13 protein-coding genes are annotated in these 14,888 nt (G+C 65.2%); 12 read left to right on the forward strand and 1 reads right to left on the reverse strand.

Annotated features, from left to right (window positions below):
• The first annotated feature begins 69 nt into the window (after positions 1 to 69).
• From API01S_RS11430 to ppa, 12 genes are all read left to right on the forward strand, one after another.
• Positions 70 to 4,032: a Pls/PosA family non-ribosomal peptide synthetase gene (locus tag API01S_RS11430; RefSeq protein WP_061304523.1), complete on the forward strand. Its 3,963-nt coding sequence runs from the start codon at positions 70 to 72 to the stop codon at positions 4,030 to 4,032.
• A gap of 159 nt (positions 4,033 to 4,191) precedes the next feature.
• On the forward strand, positions 4,192 to 4,794 hold the full coding sequence (locus API01S_RS11435; RefSeq protein WP_039883991.1) for a DUF2889 domain-containing protein: 603 nt from the start codon (positions 4,192 to 4,194) through the stop codon (positions 4,792 to 4,794).
• Between the two features lie 10 nt (positions 4,795 to 4,804).
• Positions 4,805 to 5,965: an ADP-forming succinate--CoA ligase subunit beta gene (sucC, locus tag API01S_RS11440; protein ID WP_006218344.1), complete on the forward strand. Its 1,161-nt coding sequence runs from the start codon at positions 4,805 to 4,807 to the stop codon at positions 5,963 to 5,965.
• Positions 5,966 to 6,068: 103 nt separating this feature from the next.
• Complete coding sequence (gene sucD, locus API01S_RS11445; protein WP_006218345.1) at positions 6,069 to 6,950, forward strand: succinate--CoA ligase subunit alpha; 882 nt, start codon at positions 6,069 to 6,071, stop codon at positions 6,948 to 6,950.
• 289 nt (positions 6,951 to 7,239) lie between these two features.
• Positions 7,240 to 7,938 (forward strand): TerC family protein, encoded by a 699-nt coding sequence (locus tag API01S_RS11450; protein WP_050727720.1) that lies wholly within the window; start codon positions 7,240 to 7,242, stop codon positions 7,936 to 7,938.
• A 111-nt stretch (positions 7,939 to 8,049) separates the two neighbouring features.
• Positions 8,050 to 8,769 carry a TerC family protein gene (locus tag API01S_RS11455; RefSeq protein WP_039883011.1) on the forward strand — a complete coding sequence of 240 codons (720 nt, stop codon included), beginning with the start codon at positions 8,050 to 8,052 and terminating at the stop codon, positions 8,767 to 8,769.
• The gene (locus API01S_RS29520) at positions 8,756 to 8,878 is read left to right on the forward strand and encodes a hypothetical protein (RefSeq protein ID WP_006218348.1); all 123 of its coding nucleotides are present in this window, start codon (positions 8,756 to 8,758) and stop codon (positions 8,876 to 8,878) included. Before API01S_RS11455 ends, API01S_RS29520 begins: the two co-directional genes overlap by 14 nt.
• A gap of 9 nt (positions 8,879 to 8,887) precedes the next feature.
• Positions 8,888 to 9,835 (forward strand): hydroxymethylbilane synthase, encoded by a 948-nt coding sequence (hemC, locus tag API01S_RS11460; protein WP_050727719.1) that lies wholly within the window; start codon positions 8,888 to 8,890, stop codon positions 9,833 to 9,835.
• Positions 9,835 to 10,635 (forward strand): uroporphyrinogen-III synthase, encoded by an 801-nt coding sequence (locus API01S_RS11465; RefSeq protein WP_061304525.1) that lies wholly within the window; start codon positions 9,835 to 9,837, stop codon positions 10,633 to 10,635. The genes hemC and API01S_RS11465 overlap by 1 nt, the downstream gene beginning before the upstream one ends.
• Before the next feature lie 37 nt (positions 10,636 to 10,672).
• Positions 10,673 to 11,866: a uroporphyrinogen-III C-methyltransferase gene (locus API01S_RS11470; RefSeq protein WP_050728148.1), complete on the forward strand. Its 1,194-nt coding sequence runs from the start codon at positions 10,673 to 10,675 to the stop codon at positions 11,864 to 11,866.
• 5 nt (positions 11,867 to 11,871) lie between these two features.
• Complete coding sequence (locus API01S_RS11475; protein WP_061304527.1) at positions 11,872 to 13,485, forward strand: heme biosynthesis HemY N-terminal domain-containing protein; 1,614 nt, start codon at positions 11,872 to 11,874, stop codon at positions 13,483 to 13,485.
• Between the two features lie 32 nt (positions 13,486 to 13,517).
• Positions 13,518 to 14,048, forward strand: coding sequence for an inorganic diphosphatase (ppa, locus tag API01S_RS11480; RefSeq protein ID WP_006218353.1), 531 nt, complete (start codon positions 13,518 to 13,520; stop codon positions 14,046 to 14,048).
• On the opposite strand, the gene API01S_RS11485 is transcribed toward ppa, so the two are convergent.
• Positions 14,049 to 14,885 carry an IclR family transcriptional regulator gene (locus tag API01S_RS11485; protein ID WP_050727717.1) on the reverse strand — a complete coding sequence of 279 codons (837 nt, stop codon included), beginning with the start codon at positions 14,883 to 14,885 and terminating at the stop codon, positions 14,049 to 14,051.
• Positions 14,886 to 14,888: the final 3 nt, after the last annotated feature.

Below are 14,888 nucleotides of genomic sequence, written 5' to 3' on the forward strand. Positions count from 1 at the left end.
ACAGCAGCGGTCCATTAAGCCACTATCCTTACGCCACCGAATTTCAGCCGCTGGATTGTCGCCGTCACTATGATTCTTCAAGGCCCTTATCGGCCGGATTTGCTTGTTGCGGAAACGCTGCCCGATATTCTGGAAGCCACGATCCTGCGGGTTCCCGCCGCCATCGCCATTCAGTGGCAGGATCAATCCCTCACTTACGACACGCTTGGCCAACGCGCCAGCCTGGCCGCGCACCATCTGATCGAGGCCGGCGTGCGGCCCGGGCATATCGTGGGCCTGTGCCTGCCGCGCGGCGCGGACCTGCTGGTGATGCAGGCGGCCATCGCATTGGCGGGGGCGGCCTGGTTGCCGTTCGAAGCGGACACACCGCCCGAGCGCATGCTGGTGTGTTTGCAGGATGCGGGCGCACAGGGCTTGATCGCAAGTCCCGATGTGCGGCTCGACGGCATGCAGACCTACACGCCATGGGCGTTGGCGATGCCCGTCGACGGTCCGTTGAAGAAGCGGGAAGGGCTGCGGCCGGAACATCCGGCGTATGTCATCTATACGTCAGGTTCGACCGGCAAGCCCAAGGGCGTGCCGATCAACCAGGCCAGCATCTGTCATTTCCTGCGCAGCGAAAACGAAGTGCTGGGCGTGCGTCATGGCGACAAGGTCTACCAGGGTTTTTCGGTGGCGTTCGACATGTCCTTCGAGGAAATCTGGATCAGCTACCTGGTGGGCGCGAGCCTGTGGGTGGCGCCCAAGTTGCTCACGACCGATCCGGAAGGCTTGCCCGATGCCCTGGTGCGAGAAGGCATCACGGTGCTGCATGCGGTGCCCACGTTGCTGGCCTTGTTCGCGCACGACGTACCCGGCCTGCGTATCGTGAATCTTGGGGGTGAAGTCTGCCCTGAATTCCTTGTGCCGCGCTGGGCCACGCCGGGCCGCCGGCTGTTCAATACGTATGGCCCGACCGAGACCACGGTGTCCGCCAGCCTGGCTGAACTGCTGCCGGGCCAAGCGGTGACGATCGGCGTGCCGCTACCCAACTACGGCATGCTGGTGCGTGGTGAAGATGGCGCGGTATTGCCGGTGGGCCAGGTGGGCGAATTGTGCATCACGGGCCCGGGCGTGGCCGACGGCTATCTGGGCCGGCCGGAGCTTACCGCCGAAAAATTCCTGGCCAATCCCCGGCCCAGTGGCGACCACGATACGTGCATGTATCGCAGCGGCGACCTGGCGCGCATCGACGAGCACGGTCAGATCCATTGCCTGGGTCGCAGCGACGATCAGGTGAAGGTGCGGGGCTTTCGCGTCGAGCTGGGCGAGATCGAGGCGGCGCTGTACCGCCAGCCTGGCGTGGGGGCCGCCGCCGTGGTGCTGCGTGATCTGGCGGGCATCGAGCAACTGGTTGCCTTCCTGACCCCCGAGGGCGAGGCGCGGCTGGATCTGCACGCCTTGCGCGCGGCCTTGTCGCGCGAGCTGCCCGCTTACATGATTCCCGCCCGCTTTGAATGGGTGGTCGAGGTGCCGCGCCTGACCTCGGGCAAGATCGACCGCAAGGCCTTGCGGACGCGCGATCTGGACACGGAGGCGCGGCCGTCTGGCGAAGACGACGTACCGGCCACGCCGGGCCAGCAGGCGCTGTTCGATGCGCTGCGGCCGTTGTTTCCCGGGCAACCGCTGCACCTGGCCAGCGATTTCTTCCGCGACCTGGGCGGCCATTCCCTATTGGCGGCGCGGTTGGTGTCGGCGCTGCGCAAGCATCCGAAGCTATCGGCCTTGAGCATGCACGAGCTTTATCAGCATGCCGGCGTGGGCGCGTTGGCCGCGCGCCTGGATGCGTTGATGGCGGCCAGCCCTGCGGACGCTGCGCCCGTGGACACCGAGGCACGCGCGCCGGAATGGCGCCGCTGGGCTTGCGGGCTGGCGCAACTGGCCGTGCTGCCCCTGCTGATCGGCGTGCGCATGCTGATCTGGCTGACGCCGTTTTTCACCTATCACTACCTGACGGGCGACGATGGCGATTCGGTATGGCGCGCCGTGGCGCTGTCCATTGCCAGTTTTCTCGCCTGCAATCTTCTGAGCTTCGGCGTGGCGGTGGCATGCAAATGGGCCATCGTCGGACGGCAGAAGCCCGGCCGCTATCCGCTGTACGGGTGGCGCTTTTATCGTTGGTGGCTGGTCGACCGCATCCTGGATATTCCGCCCGCGCATCTGCTGGCAGGTTCGCCGCTACAGATCTGGTATCTGCGAGCGCTGGGTGCGCGCATTGGGCGCGACGCCGCCATCAGCCGAGTGTCGGTGCGCGCGCCGGATCTCTTGACGGTGGGCGACGGCGTCAGCATCGGCGCGGCCGTCAACCTGGAGAACTTCGCCGTGCGCGGAGGCATCTGGGAAGTCGCCCCGATCACCCTGGCCGACAACGCCTACGTGGGCTCGTACGCGGTGTTGCAGGGCGACGTGTCGATGGGCGAGGGGGCCCGGCTTGAAGGCCTGTCGTCGCTGGCCTCCGGTGCGCGCGTGCCCGCCGGGCAGACCTGGACGGGCGCGCCGGCGCGTCACGATCCGCGCGCGCAGCCTTCCGATTTGCCGCCCAGGCCCGAACGCAGCGGGAGCTGGCGCCGCTTGGACGTGTTGGCTTATGCGGCAGGCGGCACGCTGATCGCGGCATTGTTCTTCATGCCGGTGTTTCCCAGCTTCGTTCTGATCGATTGGATCGACGCGCGCTGGCTGGACCTGATGGGCACGCGCGCCTCCTGGCCCTATGCCTTCTTGTGCTACCTGCTGCTGGCGCTGCCCGCCAGCGCGTTGCTGTTGCTGTTGACCGTGCTGGCCTGCGCCGTGCTGCGCTGGTCGCTCTTGCCCCGGCTGTCGGCGGGGCAGTGGCCGGTGTATGGCCAGATTTATCTGCGCCGCTGGTTGACCAACCAGATTCAGGAGGCCAGCCTGAGCGTCCTGCATGGGCTGTATGCGTCCATCTATGCCGGCTCGTGGTATCGGCTGCTGGGCGCGAAGGTGGGGCGCGGCACCGAGATTTCCACTGCCATGGGCATCGTGCCGGACATGCTGACATTGGGGCGCGACAGCTTCATCGCCGATGGCGTGATGCTGGGCGACGAAGAAATCGACCGGGGCTGGATGCGGCTGCGGCCCACCGTCGTCGGCAATCGCAGCTTTGTCGGAAACGGGGCCTACGTGCCCGACGGTTCGGTGTTGCCCGACGACGTGCTGATCGGCGTGCAAAGCCGCGCCCCGGCGAACGGCGTCATGGCCAGCGGCCAGACATGGCTGGGCAACCCGCCGCTGGCGCTGCCGGCGCGCGAGCAGACCGCCGGTTTCCCCGATCACCTGACCTTCCGGCCCAGTGCGGCGCGCAAGCTGGCGCGCGGCGCGGTCGAGGGCTTGCGCATGATCCTGCCGCTGGCCGTGGTCATCGCGGTCGGCTACCTGACCGTCATGCGGGTGATCCCCGTTGCCGTCAACCAGGGTTTCGTGGGGGCGTTCGACGAATTGATGCTGGCCGGGGTGCTGTACGGCGTGGGCACCTTTTTGTTCCTGGTGTTGCTCAAGTGGCTGTTGATGGGGCGTTACCGCGCCCGCGCCGAACCGATGTGGACGCCCTTCGTCTGGAAAAGCGAAGCGGTCACCAGCCTGTACGAATCCATCGCGGTGCCGAACTTCTTCAACTTCCTGCGCGCCACGCCGTGGCTGCCCCTGGCCCTGCGCTGCATGGGGGCGCGGATTGGCAAGCGGGTGTTCATGGACACCACCGACATCACGGAATACGACTGCGTGTTCATCGGCGATGACGCCGTGCTGCACGCGGGCTCGGGGCCGCAGACCCATCTGTTTGAGGACCGAGTCATGAAGATCGGGCCGGTCCATATCGGACAAGGGGTGAACGTGGGCCCCCGCAGCACTATCCTGTACGGCACCCATGTCGAAGCCGGCGCCCGGCTGGGGCCGCTGACGCTGGTGCTCAAGGGCGAGACCATTCCGGCGGGCCAGGCCTGGATGGGCAGTCCGGCCACGCCGTGGACGGACTGACGGCCGAGGGGGCAGGGCGGCCTGCGCGGCGTGGCGCGCCGCCCGCTTGGGGCCGCCAGCGCAATCCTGCCGCTTGATCGGCAGCCGCCTGCGCTATACTTTGAAGGTTTTGTTGCCGCGCACCATGCGCAGGCCATCTTCGCCCCGCAGGCCCCCAGCATGCCCTTGCCACCGCCGGATTACCCTCGTCAACCGCTGCATACGCGTTCCATACGCGTGCAGTCGTATGCGCGCGAGGACGGCAATTGGGACCTGGAAGCCGAGCTGATCGACGTCAAGGCGTACGATTTTCCCAAGCGCGACGGCAAGATGTTCGAAGCCGGGCAGCCCATCCACCACATGCATCTGCGCATCACCATCGACGAGGAATTCTCGATCGTGGACGCTCAGGCTGTCTATGATGCGGCCCCGTATGACGGTCATTGCATGGCCATCGAGCCGGCTTACACTGATTTGATCGGCATGAATCTGCTCAAGGGATTCCGCCGCCAGGTCAAAGAGCGATTCGGGCATGTGAAGGGCTGTACGCACATGACCGAGCTGTCGCAGGTGCTTCCCACTGCGGCGGTGCAGACCATGGCCAACCGTCGGCGGCAGGAAACGAACCCGAACCGGCGTCCATTCCAATTGGATGGTTGTCATGCATTGAGCACTGACGGCGCGGTCGTGTCTGAGCACTATCCCAAGTGGTACACGGGGGGTAGCGCTGAGACATCGGCCGATTCGTCCTCCGATTCACCTTCTCTTTCTCATACGTCCTGACAGGTAACACATGAAAATCCACGAGTATCAAGGCAAGGAACTGCTGAAGCAATTTGGCATCCCGGTGCCCCGCGGTATTCCCGCTCTTTCCGTCGACGAGGCCGTGGCTGCCGCTGAAAAGCTGGGTGGACCGGTGTGGGTCGTCAAGGCACAAATTCACGCGGGCGGCCGTGGCAAGGGCGGTGGCGTCAAGCTGGCGCGCTCGCTGGAAGACGTGCGCAAGCTGGCCTCGGAAATCCTGGGCATGCAGCTGATCACGCACCAGACCGGCCCCGAAGGCCAGAAGGTCCGTCGCCTGTACATCGAAGACGGCGCCGACATCCAGAAGGAATACTACGTGTCGCTGGTCACTGACCGCGCCACGCAAAAGGTTGCCTTCATCGCTTCCAGCGAAGGCGGCATGGACATCGAAGAAGTGGCTCACTCCACTCCCGAGAAGATCATCACCGAATACATCGACCCGCTGACCGGCCTGTCCGCCGAGCAAGCCACCAAGATCGCCAACGCGATCGGCCTGCCCGCCGACTCGACCGCCCAAGCCGTGGACGTGTTCCAGAAGCTGTACCAGTGCTACATGGAAACGGACGCGTCGCTGGTTGAAATCAACCCGCTGAACCGCGACAGCAAGGGCAACATCATCGCCCTGGACGCCAAGTTCAACTTCGACCCCAACGCCCTGTTCCGCCACCCGGAAATCGTCGCCTACCGCGACCTGGACGAAGAAGATCCGGCTGAAATCGAAGCCAGCAAGTTCGACCTGGCCTACATCCAGCTCGACGGCAACATCGGCTGCCTGGTGAACGGCGCCGGTCTGGCCATGGCCACGATGGACACCATCAAGCTGTTCGGCGGCGAGCCGGCCAACTTCCTGGACGTCGGCGGCGGTGCAACGGCCGAGAAGGTCACCGAAGCGTTCAAGATCATGCTGGCCAACAAGAGCGTCAAGGCGATCCTGGTCAACATCTTCGGCGGCATCATGCGCTGCGACGTCATCGCCGAAGGCGTGATCGCTGCTTGCAAGGCCGTCAACCTGAACGTGCCGCTGGTCGTGCGCATGAAGGGCACCAACGAAGAACTCGGCAAGAAGATGCTGGCCGACTCGGGTCTGCCGATCATCAGCGCCGACACGATGGCCGAAGCCGCCACCCGCGTCGTCGCCGCCGTCAAGTAACAATGCCCATACGCCGCGGCCCTTCGGGGCTTGCTGCCCCCCAAGTGACGGTTGATACCTTGGGGCGGCCCGGCGTTAAAAGAAAATTGCCAAGGATTCACAAATGTCGATTCTGATTAACAAGGACACCAAAGTCATCACCCAGGGCATCACGGGTAAGACGGGTCAGTTCCACACCCGTATGTGCCGTGAGTATGCCAATGGCAAAGCCGCCTTCGTGGCCGGCGTGAACCCGAAGAAAGCGGGTGAAGACTTCGAAGGCGTGCCGATCTTCGCTTCCGTCAAGGAAGCCAAGGCCGACACCGGCGCAACCGTGTCCGTCATCTACGTGCCGCCCGCCGGCGCCGCCGCCGCCATCTGGGAAGCTGTCGAAGCCGAACTGGATCTGGTGATCTGCATTACCGAAGGCATCCCGGTCCGCGACATGCTGGAAGTCAAGAACCGCATGAAGGCCAAGGGCAGCAAGACGCTGCTGCTGGGCCCGAACTGCCCCGGCCTGATCACGCCGGACGAAATCAAGATCGGCATCATGCCCGGTCACATCCACCGCAAGGGTCGCATCGGCATCGTCAGCCGTTCGGGCACCCTGACGTACGAAGCCGTGGCGCAAGTCACCGAGCTGGGCCTGGGTCAATCCAGCGCCGTCGGCATCGGTGGCGATCCCATCAACGGCCTGAAGCACGTCGACGTCCTGAAGATGTTCAATGACGATCCCGACACCGACGCCGTCATCATGATCGGCGAAATCGGCGGTCCGGACGAAGTCAACGCCGCCGAGTGGGCCAAGGACAACATGAAGAAGCCGGTTGTCGGCTTCATCGCTGGTGTCACCGCGCCTCCTGGAAAGCGCATGGGCCACGCTGGCGCCTTGATCTCCGGTGGCGCCGACACGGCCGACGCCAAGCTGGAAGTCATGGAAGCTTGCGGCATCCGCACCACGCGCAACCCCTCCGAAATGGGCAAGCTGCTCAAGTCGGTGCTGTAAGTCTTTCAGCATTGCGTCGCCAGAAAAGCCCGCTTCGGCGGGCTTTTTTTCGCTTGTCGGGCCGCAGCGAGCACGATATTTCGGCAGCTTTCCTAGGGTAATCCCGTGTCCATATCGCGGTCGTCCAAGCATACGGAAAGCTGAACGAAACTATAATGAAAGAAATTTCGCTCGTACCCAGCAAGAATGCCGTCGGGCTCGCACCAAGACGGTCAGTACGGCTTTTATATTTTTTTTCATCCATTAATTTGGTTCGTCCTAGGGGGATCAACACCTAGGAAAGAGAGGCATGGAACTCAGTTCAGCGGCATTCTGGATAGCGCTGCTCCAGATCATTTGGGTCAACATTCTGCTATCGGGCGACAACGCCGTGGTTATTGCGCTGGCGGCGCGCTCGCTGCCTCCGGCGCAGCAAAAGAAAGCGATCACGATCGGCTCTGCCGCCGCGATCATCATGCGTATCGTGCTGACGCTGGTTGCGGCCAAGTTGCTGCTGCTGCCGTGGCTCAAGCTGATCGGCGCGTTGCTGCTTGTCTACATCGGCGTCACGCTGCTGATGCCGGAAGGCGAAGAAGATGGCGCGGGCAAGACGCAAGGCAATTTGCTGACCGCGATTCGCACTATCATGATTGCCGACCTGGTCATGAGCCTGGACAACGTGGTGGCCGTCGCTGCCGCCGCGATGGGCGACACGACCTTGCTGGTACTTGGCTTGGCCATCAGCATCCCGCTGGTCATTTTTGGCAGCACGCTGCTGTTGAAAGTCATCGAGCGCTTCCCCCTCATCGTCTGGGTGGGCGCGGCGTTGCTGGGCTTTATCGCTGGTGAATTGCTGGTGGGTGACCCCGCCTTGCAGGAACCGGTGGCGCGTCTGGACGCGGCCTTGGGCGTATCCCATCACAGCGTCGAACTGATGACGGGCGCGCTGGGCGCGATGCTGGTGTTGGCAATTGGTAAAGTTTTGCTGATGCGCCAGAAAGCTGAATGAAAGCTGAATTACAATAATTAGCTGTTTGAATACTCCCGCCGCGCAGCGCGTGGCGGGATGGCCGGCTCGGGACCGGCCTTTCTTTTCATAAAATGCCTTCGGGGGTTCATAGTGCTTGAGTTTTTCCAGACGCTGAGTTGGGCAGCGGTATTCCAGATCATCCTCATCGACATCCTGCTCGGTGGCGACAACGCGGTGGTCATCGCGCTGGCGTGCCGCAATCTGGCGCCCAAGCAGCGCATGCAGGGCATTCTTTGGGGCACCGCGGGCGCCATCATCCTGCGCGTTGTACTGATTGCCTTCGCATTGACGCTTCTGTCGATTCCGTTCCTGAAGGTCGTTGGCGGTCTGCTGCTGGTCTGGATCGGCGTCAAGCTCCTGATCCCCGAAGACGATGCGCATGGCAACGTGAAGGGCGGAACGTCCATCGCGGCCGCCATCAAGACCATCATCATTGCTGACTTCGTGATGAGCCTGGACAACGTCATCGCCATCGCCGGCGCGGCCCAGAATGCCCACGCCGACCACCAGATCGGCCTGGTCGCCTTCGGCCTGATCGTCAGCGTGCCAATCATCATCTGGGGCAGCACCCTGGTTCTGAAGCTGATCGACAAGTATCCGCTGGTCGTGACCTTCGGCGCCGCATTGCTGGGCTGGATCGCCGGCGGCATGCTGATTACCGATGTGGTTGTCGAACGTCAATTCGGTGTTCAGCCGACTACGGTTAAAATCGCTGCAGAAATTATTGGCGCCTTGCTCGTTGTTGTCCTTGGACGGTGGCTGGCAAGCCGCAAAACCGCTTCCAAGGAATCAGCACATGAGTCTGCGTAGATCCGTCGATCCCCAGCAATCCGAATCGGGCCTGAGCCTCCTTCAGGGCCTTTTCGTGCTGGCCATCCTCGGGGTAGTCGCGACGGTCATCGTCTCCAATTTCGTTTGATGACCGCACGTGTCTCTTCCGCAACGCCTGGTCATCGCGACCCGCGCCAGCCGGCTTGCCCTGTGGCAAGCCGAGCATGTGCGCGACCGGCTGCGCACGCTGTACCCAGCGTGCGCGGTTGAGCTTCTTACCCTGACAACCCGAGGCGATCAGATCCTCGACCGCACCTTGTCCAAGGTCGGTGGCAAAGGCCTGTTCGTCAAGGAACTCGAAAACGCGTTGCTCGACGGGCGCGCCGATCTTGCCGTGCATTCCTTGAAGGACGTGCCGGTGGATCTGCAAGCTCCGTTCGAGCTGTGCGCCATCCTCGATCGCGCGGACCCGCGCGATGCCTTCGTCTCCAATCGCTACGCCAGCCTGGCTGATCTGCCAGCGGGCGCGGTCGTGGGTACGTCCAGCCTGCGCCGCGAATCCCAGATTCGCGCGCGCTTTCCGACGCTTGTGGTCAAGCCGCTGCGCGGCAATCTGGACACGCGTCTGGGCAAGCTGGACAAGGGCGAATACGACGCGATCGTGCTTGCCGCGGCCGGCCTGCAGCGCCTGGGCCTGGAGTCGCGCATCCGTAGCCTGCTGGATCCGGCCGATAGCCTGCCGGCCGCCGGGCAGGGCGCGCTGGGCATCGAAATCCGTAACGACCGCGACGACATGCGCGCATGGCTGGCGCCGCTGATCAGCGCGGCAACCACCTCGTGCGTCCAAGCCGAACGCGCGGTGTCGCGCAAGCTGGGCGGCTCCTGTCAGGTGCCCCTGGCGGCATTTGCCGAAATCTCGGGCGATACGCTGTCATTGCGTGCTTTGGTGGCCTCGCCGGACGGCGTGCGCATGGTTCACACCCGCCGCAGCGGGCCGGTGGCCGATGCGCAGGCGCTGGGTGAAGCCGCCGCGCAAGAGCTGCTGGATGCCGGCGCTGCCGCCATCCTCCAGGAACTGCTGCAAGCCGACCCTCGGCCGGACTGATGTCCAGCCCCGCCCAAGTCGCCGTGCTGACGCGGCCCGAGGGCCGCAACGAGGCGTTGGCCGGGCGTCTGGCCGACGCCGGCTGGGCCGCCCGAATCCTGCCCGCGCTGGAAATCCACTCGCTTGATGTCCCGGCCGCGCAGTTGCCGCGTCCGGCCGACTTCGACATGGTCGTGTTCGTCAGCGGCAACGCGGCCAAGCAGTACCTGGGGCAATTGGCGGCCGCGCACGGTGCGGCCCCCTGGCCCGACGGCGTGATCGCCGCCACGGTCGGTCCGGCCAGCGCGCAAGCGCTGCGCGTTCTCGCCGCCTTTGGCGCGAATACAACAGTTCTGCACCCTGGTGACGATGCCCCCAGCCACGATTCCGAGGCCCTGTGGGCCGTGCTTGGCCGCCTGCCGGCCTTGCCGGGCCGCGTGCTGTTGGTGCGCGGCACGCAGGGCAGGGATTGGCTGGGCGACCAGTTGCAAGCCCACGGCGTGGCCGTGACGCGTCACGCGGCGTATCTGCGGCGTCCCGCTGTGTGGGATGCCGAGGCGCTGGAGGCCCTGCGGGGTTGGGCGGATGCGGGCATATTCGCGACCTGGCTGATCACCAGTGGCGAAGGCGCGGATGCCGTGCGCGCGAATCTGGAGGATGCGGGCCTGGCATCGTGGTGGCGGCAATGCCGCTTCGTGCTGACGCATCCGTCGCTGGCGCGGCGCGTGCCGCCGGCCTGCGATGGCGCCAGCGCGCCGGCAATGGTAAAAATCTGCTTGCCCAACGACGAGTCGATATTCCAGGCTTTTGTTGCTGCTTGATTCGTTGCATCGGACTGACACCGAATACAATCGCGTCATGACAGACAAGACTCCCGCTACCGATCCGGTCGTTCACACGGCCGCCCCGGGCGCAAGCGCGCCCGCATCGGCCCCGGCCGATCCCGTCAAGGCCCGTCCGGCCAAACGCGGCAGTGGCCCACTGGTCACCGCCCTGATAATCGTCATCCTGCTGGCTGTAGGCCTGGGTTATGCGCTGTGGAAGCAGCGCACCCAGTTCGTGTCGGCAGGGCGCGAGGTCGCTTCGCGCATCGACACGCTGACCGCCGACGTGGCGCAGGCTCGCAAGGACACGCGCGAAGCGCTGGCGCTGGCACAGGCTCAAGCCGGCCGTGTCGGCGAACTTGAAGACACCGTCCGCGAAACGCAAAGCCAATACAACGCCCTGCAACAGGCCTGGCAGAACTTCAACGACAGCGCCAGCGACGAACTGCTGGCCAACGACATCGAACGCCTGCTGACCATCGGCAACCAGCAACTGCGCCTGGCCGGCAACGTGTCCAACGCCATCGTCGCGCTGGAAACCGCGCAGGCACGTCTGGCGCGAGCCGACCGTCCGCGCTTTGCCAGCCTGCAACAAGCCATCAACGGCGACCTGGATCGCCTGCGTGCCGTTTCCACCGTCGACATCCCCGCTCAATCCGCCCGCATCGAACGCCTGGTTGCGTTGGTGGGCAGGGCGCCGCTGCTGGTGCCGGACTCCGCCGCGCCGGGCATGGTCGCCGCTGGCGAAACCCAGCCCGCCGCTGCCCCCGCGCCGGCCGTGGATCCGCAGGCCGGCTTGCCCGCCGACGCGCCGTGGTGGCAGCGTTGGCGCGCCGAAGTCGTGTCGTGGCCCGGCCGCGCCGGGTCGGCCCTGGCGCACGAGCTTGGTGGCTTGATCACCATCCAGCGCGTGGATGAACCCGCCGCGTTGCTGCTGTCCCCCGAGCAAGCCGATCAGGTTCGCGCCACGCTGCGCCAGCGTCTGCTGACGGTCCAGTTGGCCATGCTGATGCGTCAGCCCGCCATCTGGAAGAGCGAGCTCGACAACGTCGGCGTCACCTTGTCCAAATACTTCGACACCCGCTCGCCCGATACCGTCGCCGCGCAAACGCTGGCGCGCGAATTGGCCCAGACGGACATCGCCGTGCGCATGCCGGACGTGGCCGACAGCCTGAACGCCGTGGCCGCCTTGCGCGCCGCGGGTTTCAAGACTAGCGGGCAGGATTGAGCCTTATGCGTACCTGGTTCTGGACACTGCTGCTCGCCGTTGTCGCCGTCGCCCTGGCGGTGGTGCTGCGCTCGCATTCCGGCAACGTGCTGTTGCTGGTTTGGCCGTGGCGCATCGGGATGTCGCTGACGTTGGCTGTGCTGCTGATCGTGGCCACGTTCATCATGCTTTACGTCGGTTTGCGCCTGCTGGCGTGGCTGCTTGCGATTCCGGACCGCGTCCGCGTGTGGCGCGGCAAGCGCGCCCAGGCTCGCGATCACGAATTGCTGGAACGCGGCTGGATCGGCCTGCTCGAGGGCCGCTACGCCGTCGCCGAAAAAGATCTGACCAAGCTGCTCGATCAAACCAAGGTCCAGACGCGCCGCGTGCTGGCTGCGTTGTCGGCAGCTCGCGCCGCGCACGGCCTGGGTGAATTCGATCGTCGCGACCGTCTGCTTGCCACCGCGCAAGAACAGGCGGGCACCGACCCCGGCCTGGTGGAAGCCACGGCGACGGTGTCGGCCGACATGCTGCTGGATCAGGGCCGCGCCGAGCGCGCGCTGGCCGTGCTGGCGCCCCTGGCCGATGGCGGCGCACGCCATCTGCACACGATGCGCCTGCTGCTGCGCGCGCACACCGCCCTGCATCACGACGAACAGGTTTTCACGCTTGCGCGGGGGCTGGTGCGGCGTAATGCGCTGCCTCGTTCCGAAGCCGACGTGCTGATCGACGCATCCGGCGCGGCGCGTTTGCGCGCGGCGGCGCACAGCGATGCCTGGCGCGCCATCTGGAAGGACTTGAAGGCCGAAGAACGGCTGCTGCCTGATGTCGCGCTGGCGGGCGCGGCCGCTTTCGAGGCCGCCGGCGAGGCCAACGAAGCCGCGCGCGTGCTGGAAGCGGCCATCGCGGTGAAGTTCAACCCGGCGCTGGTGGCGGCCTACGCCCGCTGCGATGCCGAACAGGTGTCGCGCCGTCTGTCCAAGGCCGAGACCTGGTTGCAGCAACGCCCGACCGATCCCGACCTGCTTACCGCCTTGGGCATGCTCTGCCTGAACGGCCAGCTCTGGGGGCAGGCCGAGCGCTATCTGCTGCGCAGCCTGAGCCGCCGCAGCGATGCGCAGACGCACGCTTTGCTGGGCAGCCTGTATGACCGCCTGAACCGGCCCGCCGACGCGGTGCGCCACTGGCGCCTGGCAACGGCGGCGAGCATGGCGTTGCCGGTGCTGGCGGCTGACGCTGCCTTGCCCGCCGCCGACACCGGTTCGGACCCGTACCGCGTGGACGCCGAGGGCGGCTATGCGGTGGGCCTGTCGGATTCGGACGGCGACATCGCTGGCGACTATCCGTCGCTGCCTCCCGCCGTAGCGGCATCGGCCTCTGATTACGTGCTGGATCCGGACGCCCGGGTCAGCCGCGACCAGCGTGACCGCGCGCTGGCCCCCGAAGACGCGCCGCTGGCGGGTGGCACGTCCGATATCGACGAGTACTTCGACAGCGCCCCCATTCCGGCGGCCGCTTTCGATGAGCCCGTGCCCACGTATTCGCCGGCGCCCGCCGCCCCCGCCAAGCCCGCGCCCACCCCGGCGCCGGCTCCGGCGCCGACGACCAAGCCGCCGTTCAAGGACGACGGCTCGCTTTGAACATTTCTTCAGACAAACAACAAGGTTGAATCATGAGTCTTGATCGCGTCTCCCCTGGCAAGAAGCTGCCGGAAGACTTCAACGTCATCATCGAAATCCCCATGAACGCCGACCCGGTGAAGTACGAGGTCGACAAGGACACGGGCGCGATTTTCGTTGACCGCTTCATGCTGACCGCCATGCACTACCCGTGCAACTACGGCTACATCCCGCAAACCCTGTCGGAAGACGGCGACCCCGCCGACGTGCTGGTCCTGACCCCGTTCCCCATCCAGATCGGCGCCGTCGTGCGCTGCCGCGCCATCGGCGTGCTGGAAATGGACGACGAGTCGGGCGGTGACGCCAAGCTGCTGGCCGTGCCGATCGAAAAGCTCTACCCCCCGTACCGCAACATCAAGTCGTACGAGGACCTGCCGACCGAAGACGTCGCTCGCATCCAGCACTTTTTCGAGCACTACAAAGACCTCGAAAAGGGCAAGTGGGTCAAGGTCAAGGGTTGGAAGGGCGTGGACGCCGCTCACGAAGAAATCGTGAAAAGCGCCGAACGCTACAACCAGGCCTGATCAGGCTTTGGTCCGCGCCGGTGCTGCACCGGCGGGGGCCCTGATGCGGCGCGGCCGCGACGGCATGATGCCGATCGCCGCCGCGCCGTTGCTTTGTGGGGCCTGCAAATTCTGCGATACCTCGGCCGCCGCCACCTGGATGCGAGCCTGCAACTGCTCAAGGCGCGAGGCCGACGTGTTCGCCTGCGCCGCGATGAACACCAGGCTGCCCACCACTTTTTGCTCGGGGCTGAAGATGGCCGCGCCAATGCCCATCAGGCCGGGGTCGACTTCGCCGTGCGACACGCACACGCCGGCGCTGCGCAAGCGTTTGAGGTTGGCGCGGAATTCATCCCAGTCCTCGCCCAGCCCGGCCTCGCGGATTTCCGCCGCGTGCCACAGCATCAGGTTGCGCAGTTGGTAAGGCGGCAGATTGGCCAGGATGGGTTTTGCGGTAGCGCCCCGGAACATTGGAAAGGGCCGGCCGCGTGCGTAGCTGGATTCGATCGAGTTGTCGGTCCAGTAGCGATCCACGCACATGACCTTGTCGCCGTAATAGCTGCACAACATCAGGTTGGCGTGCAGTTCGTCGCCGGTGGCGCGCATGACGTCGCGCGCGGCGCGCATCAGCGGATCGTGCTGGCGCAGGTGGCGGTCCAGCTCGATGATGCGCGAACCCAGCACGTATGCGCCGCCTGCGGTGGGCGCGAGCAAGCCGCTTTCCGTCAGCGACTTCAGGTAGCGATAGGCCGTGGCGCGCGAGCAATCCAGATGCGCCATGACGTCCTCCTGGAACGCGGCGGTGGTGTCGTCGCGAAATAGGTCAAGGATGGACAGCATGCGATCGGGAGTGCTCATTGC

It is taken from the genome of Achromobacter piechaudii NBRC 102461, assembly GCF_001571245.1.
In the GTDB taxonomy this organism is placed as follows: Bacteria; Pseudomonadota; Gammaproteobacteria; order Burkholderiales; family Burkholderiaceae_B; genus Achromobacter; species Achromobacter piechaudii.

Bases quoted from the DNA above. Each gene is read 5' to 3' on its own strand.
- API01S_RS11430 (WP_061304523.1), top strand. From the start codon at position 70: ATGATTCTTCAAGGCCCTTATCGGCCGGATTTGCTTGTTGCGGAAACG.
- API01S_RS11435 (WP_039883991.1), top strand. From the start codon at position 4,192: ATGCCCTTGCCACCGCCGGATTACCCTCGTCAACCGCTGCATACGCGT.
- sucC (WP_006218344.1), top strand. From the start codon at position 4,805: ATGAAAATCCACGAGTATCAAGGCAAGGAACTGCTGAAGCAATTTGGC.
- sucD (WP_006218345.1), top strand. From the start codon at position 6,069: ATGTCGATTCTGATTAACAAGGACACCAAAGTCATCACCCAGGGCATC.
- API01S_RS11450 (WP_050727720.1), top strand. From the start codon at position 7,240: ATGGAACTCAGTTCAGCGGCATTCTGGATAGCGCTGCTCCAGATCATT.
- API01S_RS29520 (WP_006218348.1), top strand. From the start codon at position 8,756: ATGAGTCTGCGTAGATCCGTCGATCCCCAGCAATCCGAATCGGGCCTG.
- API01S_RS11465 (WP_061304525.1), top strand. From the start codon at position 9,835: ATGTCCAGCCCCGCCCAAGTCGCCGTGCTGACGCGGCCCGAGGGCCGC.
- API01S_RS11470 (WP_050728148.1), top strand. From the start codon at position 10,673: ATGACAGACAAGACTCCCGCTACCGATCCGGTCGTTCACACGGCCGCC.
- API01S_RS11475 (WP_061304527.1), top strand. From the start codon at position 11,872: ATGCGTACCTGGTTCTGGACACTGCTGCTCGCCGTTGTCGCCGTCGCC.
- ppa (WP_006218353.1), top strand. From the start codon at position 13,518: ATGAGTCTTGATCGCGTCTCCCCTGGCAAGAAGCTGCCGGAAGACTTC.
- API01S_RS11485 (WP_050727717.1), bottom strand. From the start codon at position 14,885: ATGAGCACTCCCGATCGCATGCTGTCCATCCTTGACCTATTTCGCGAC.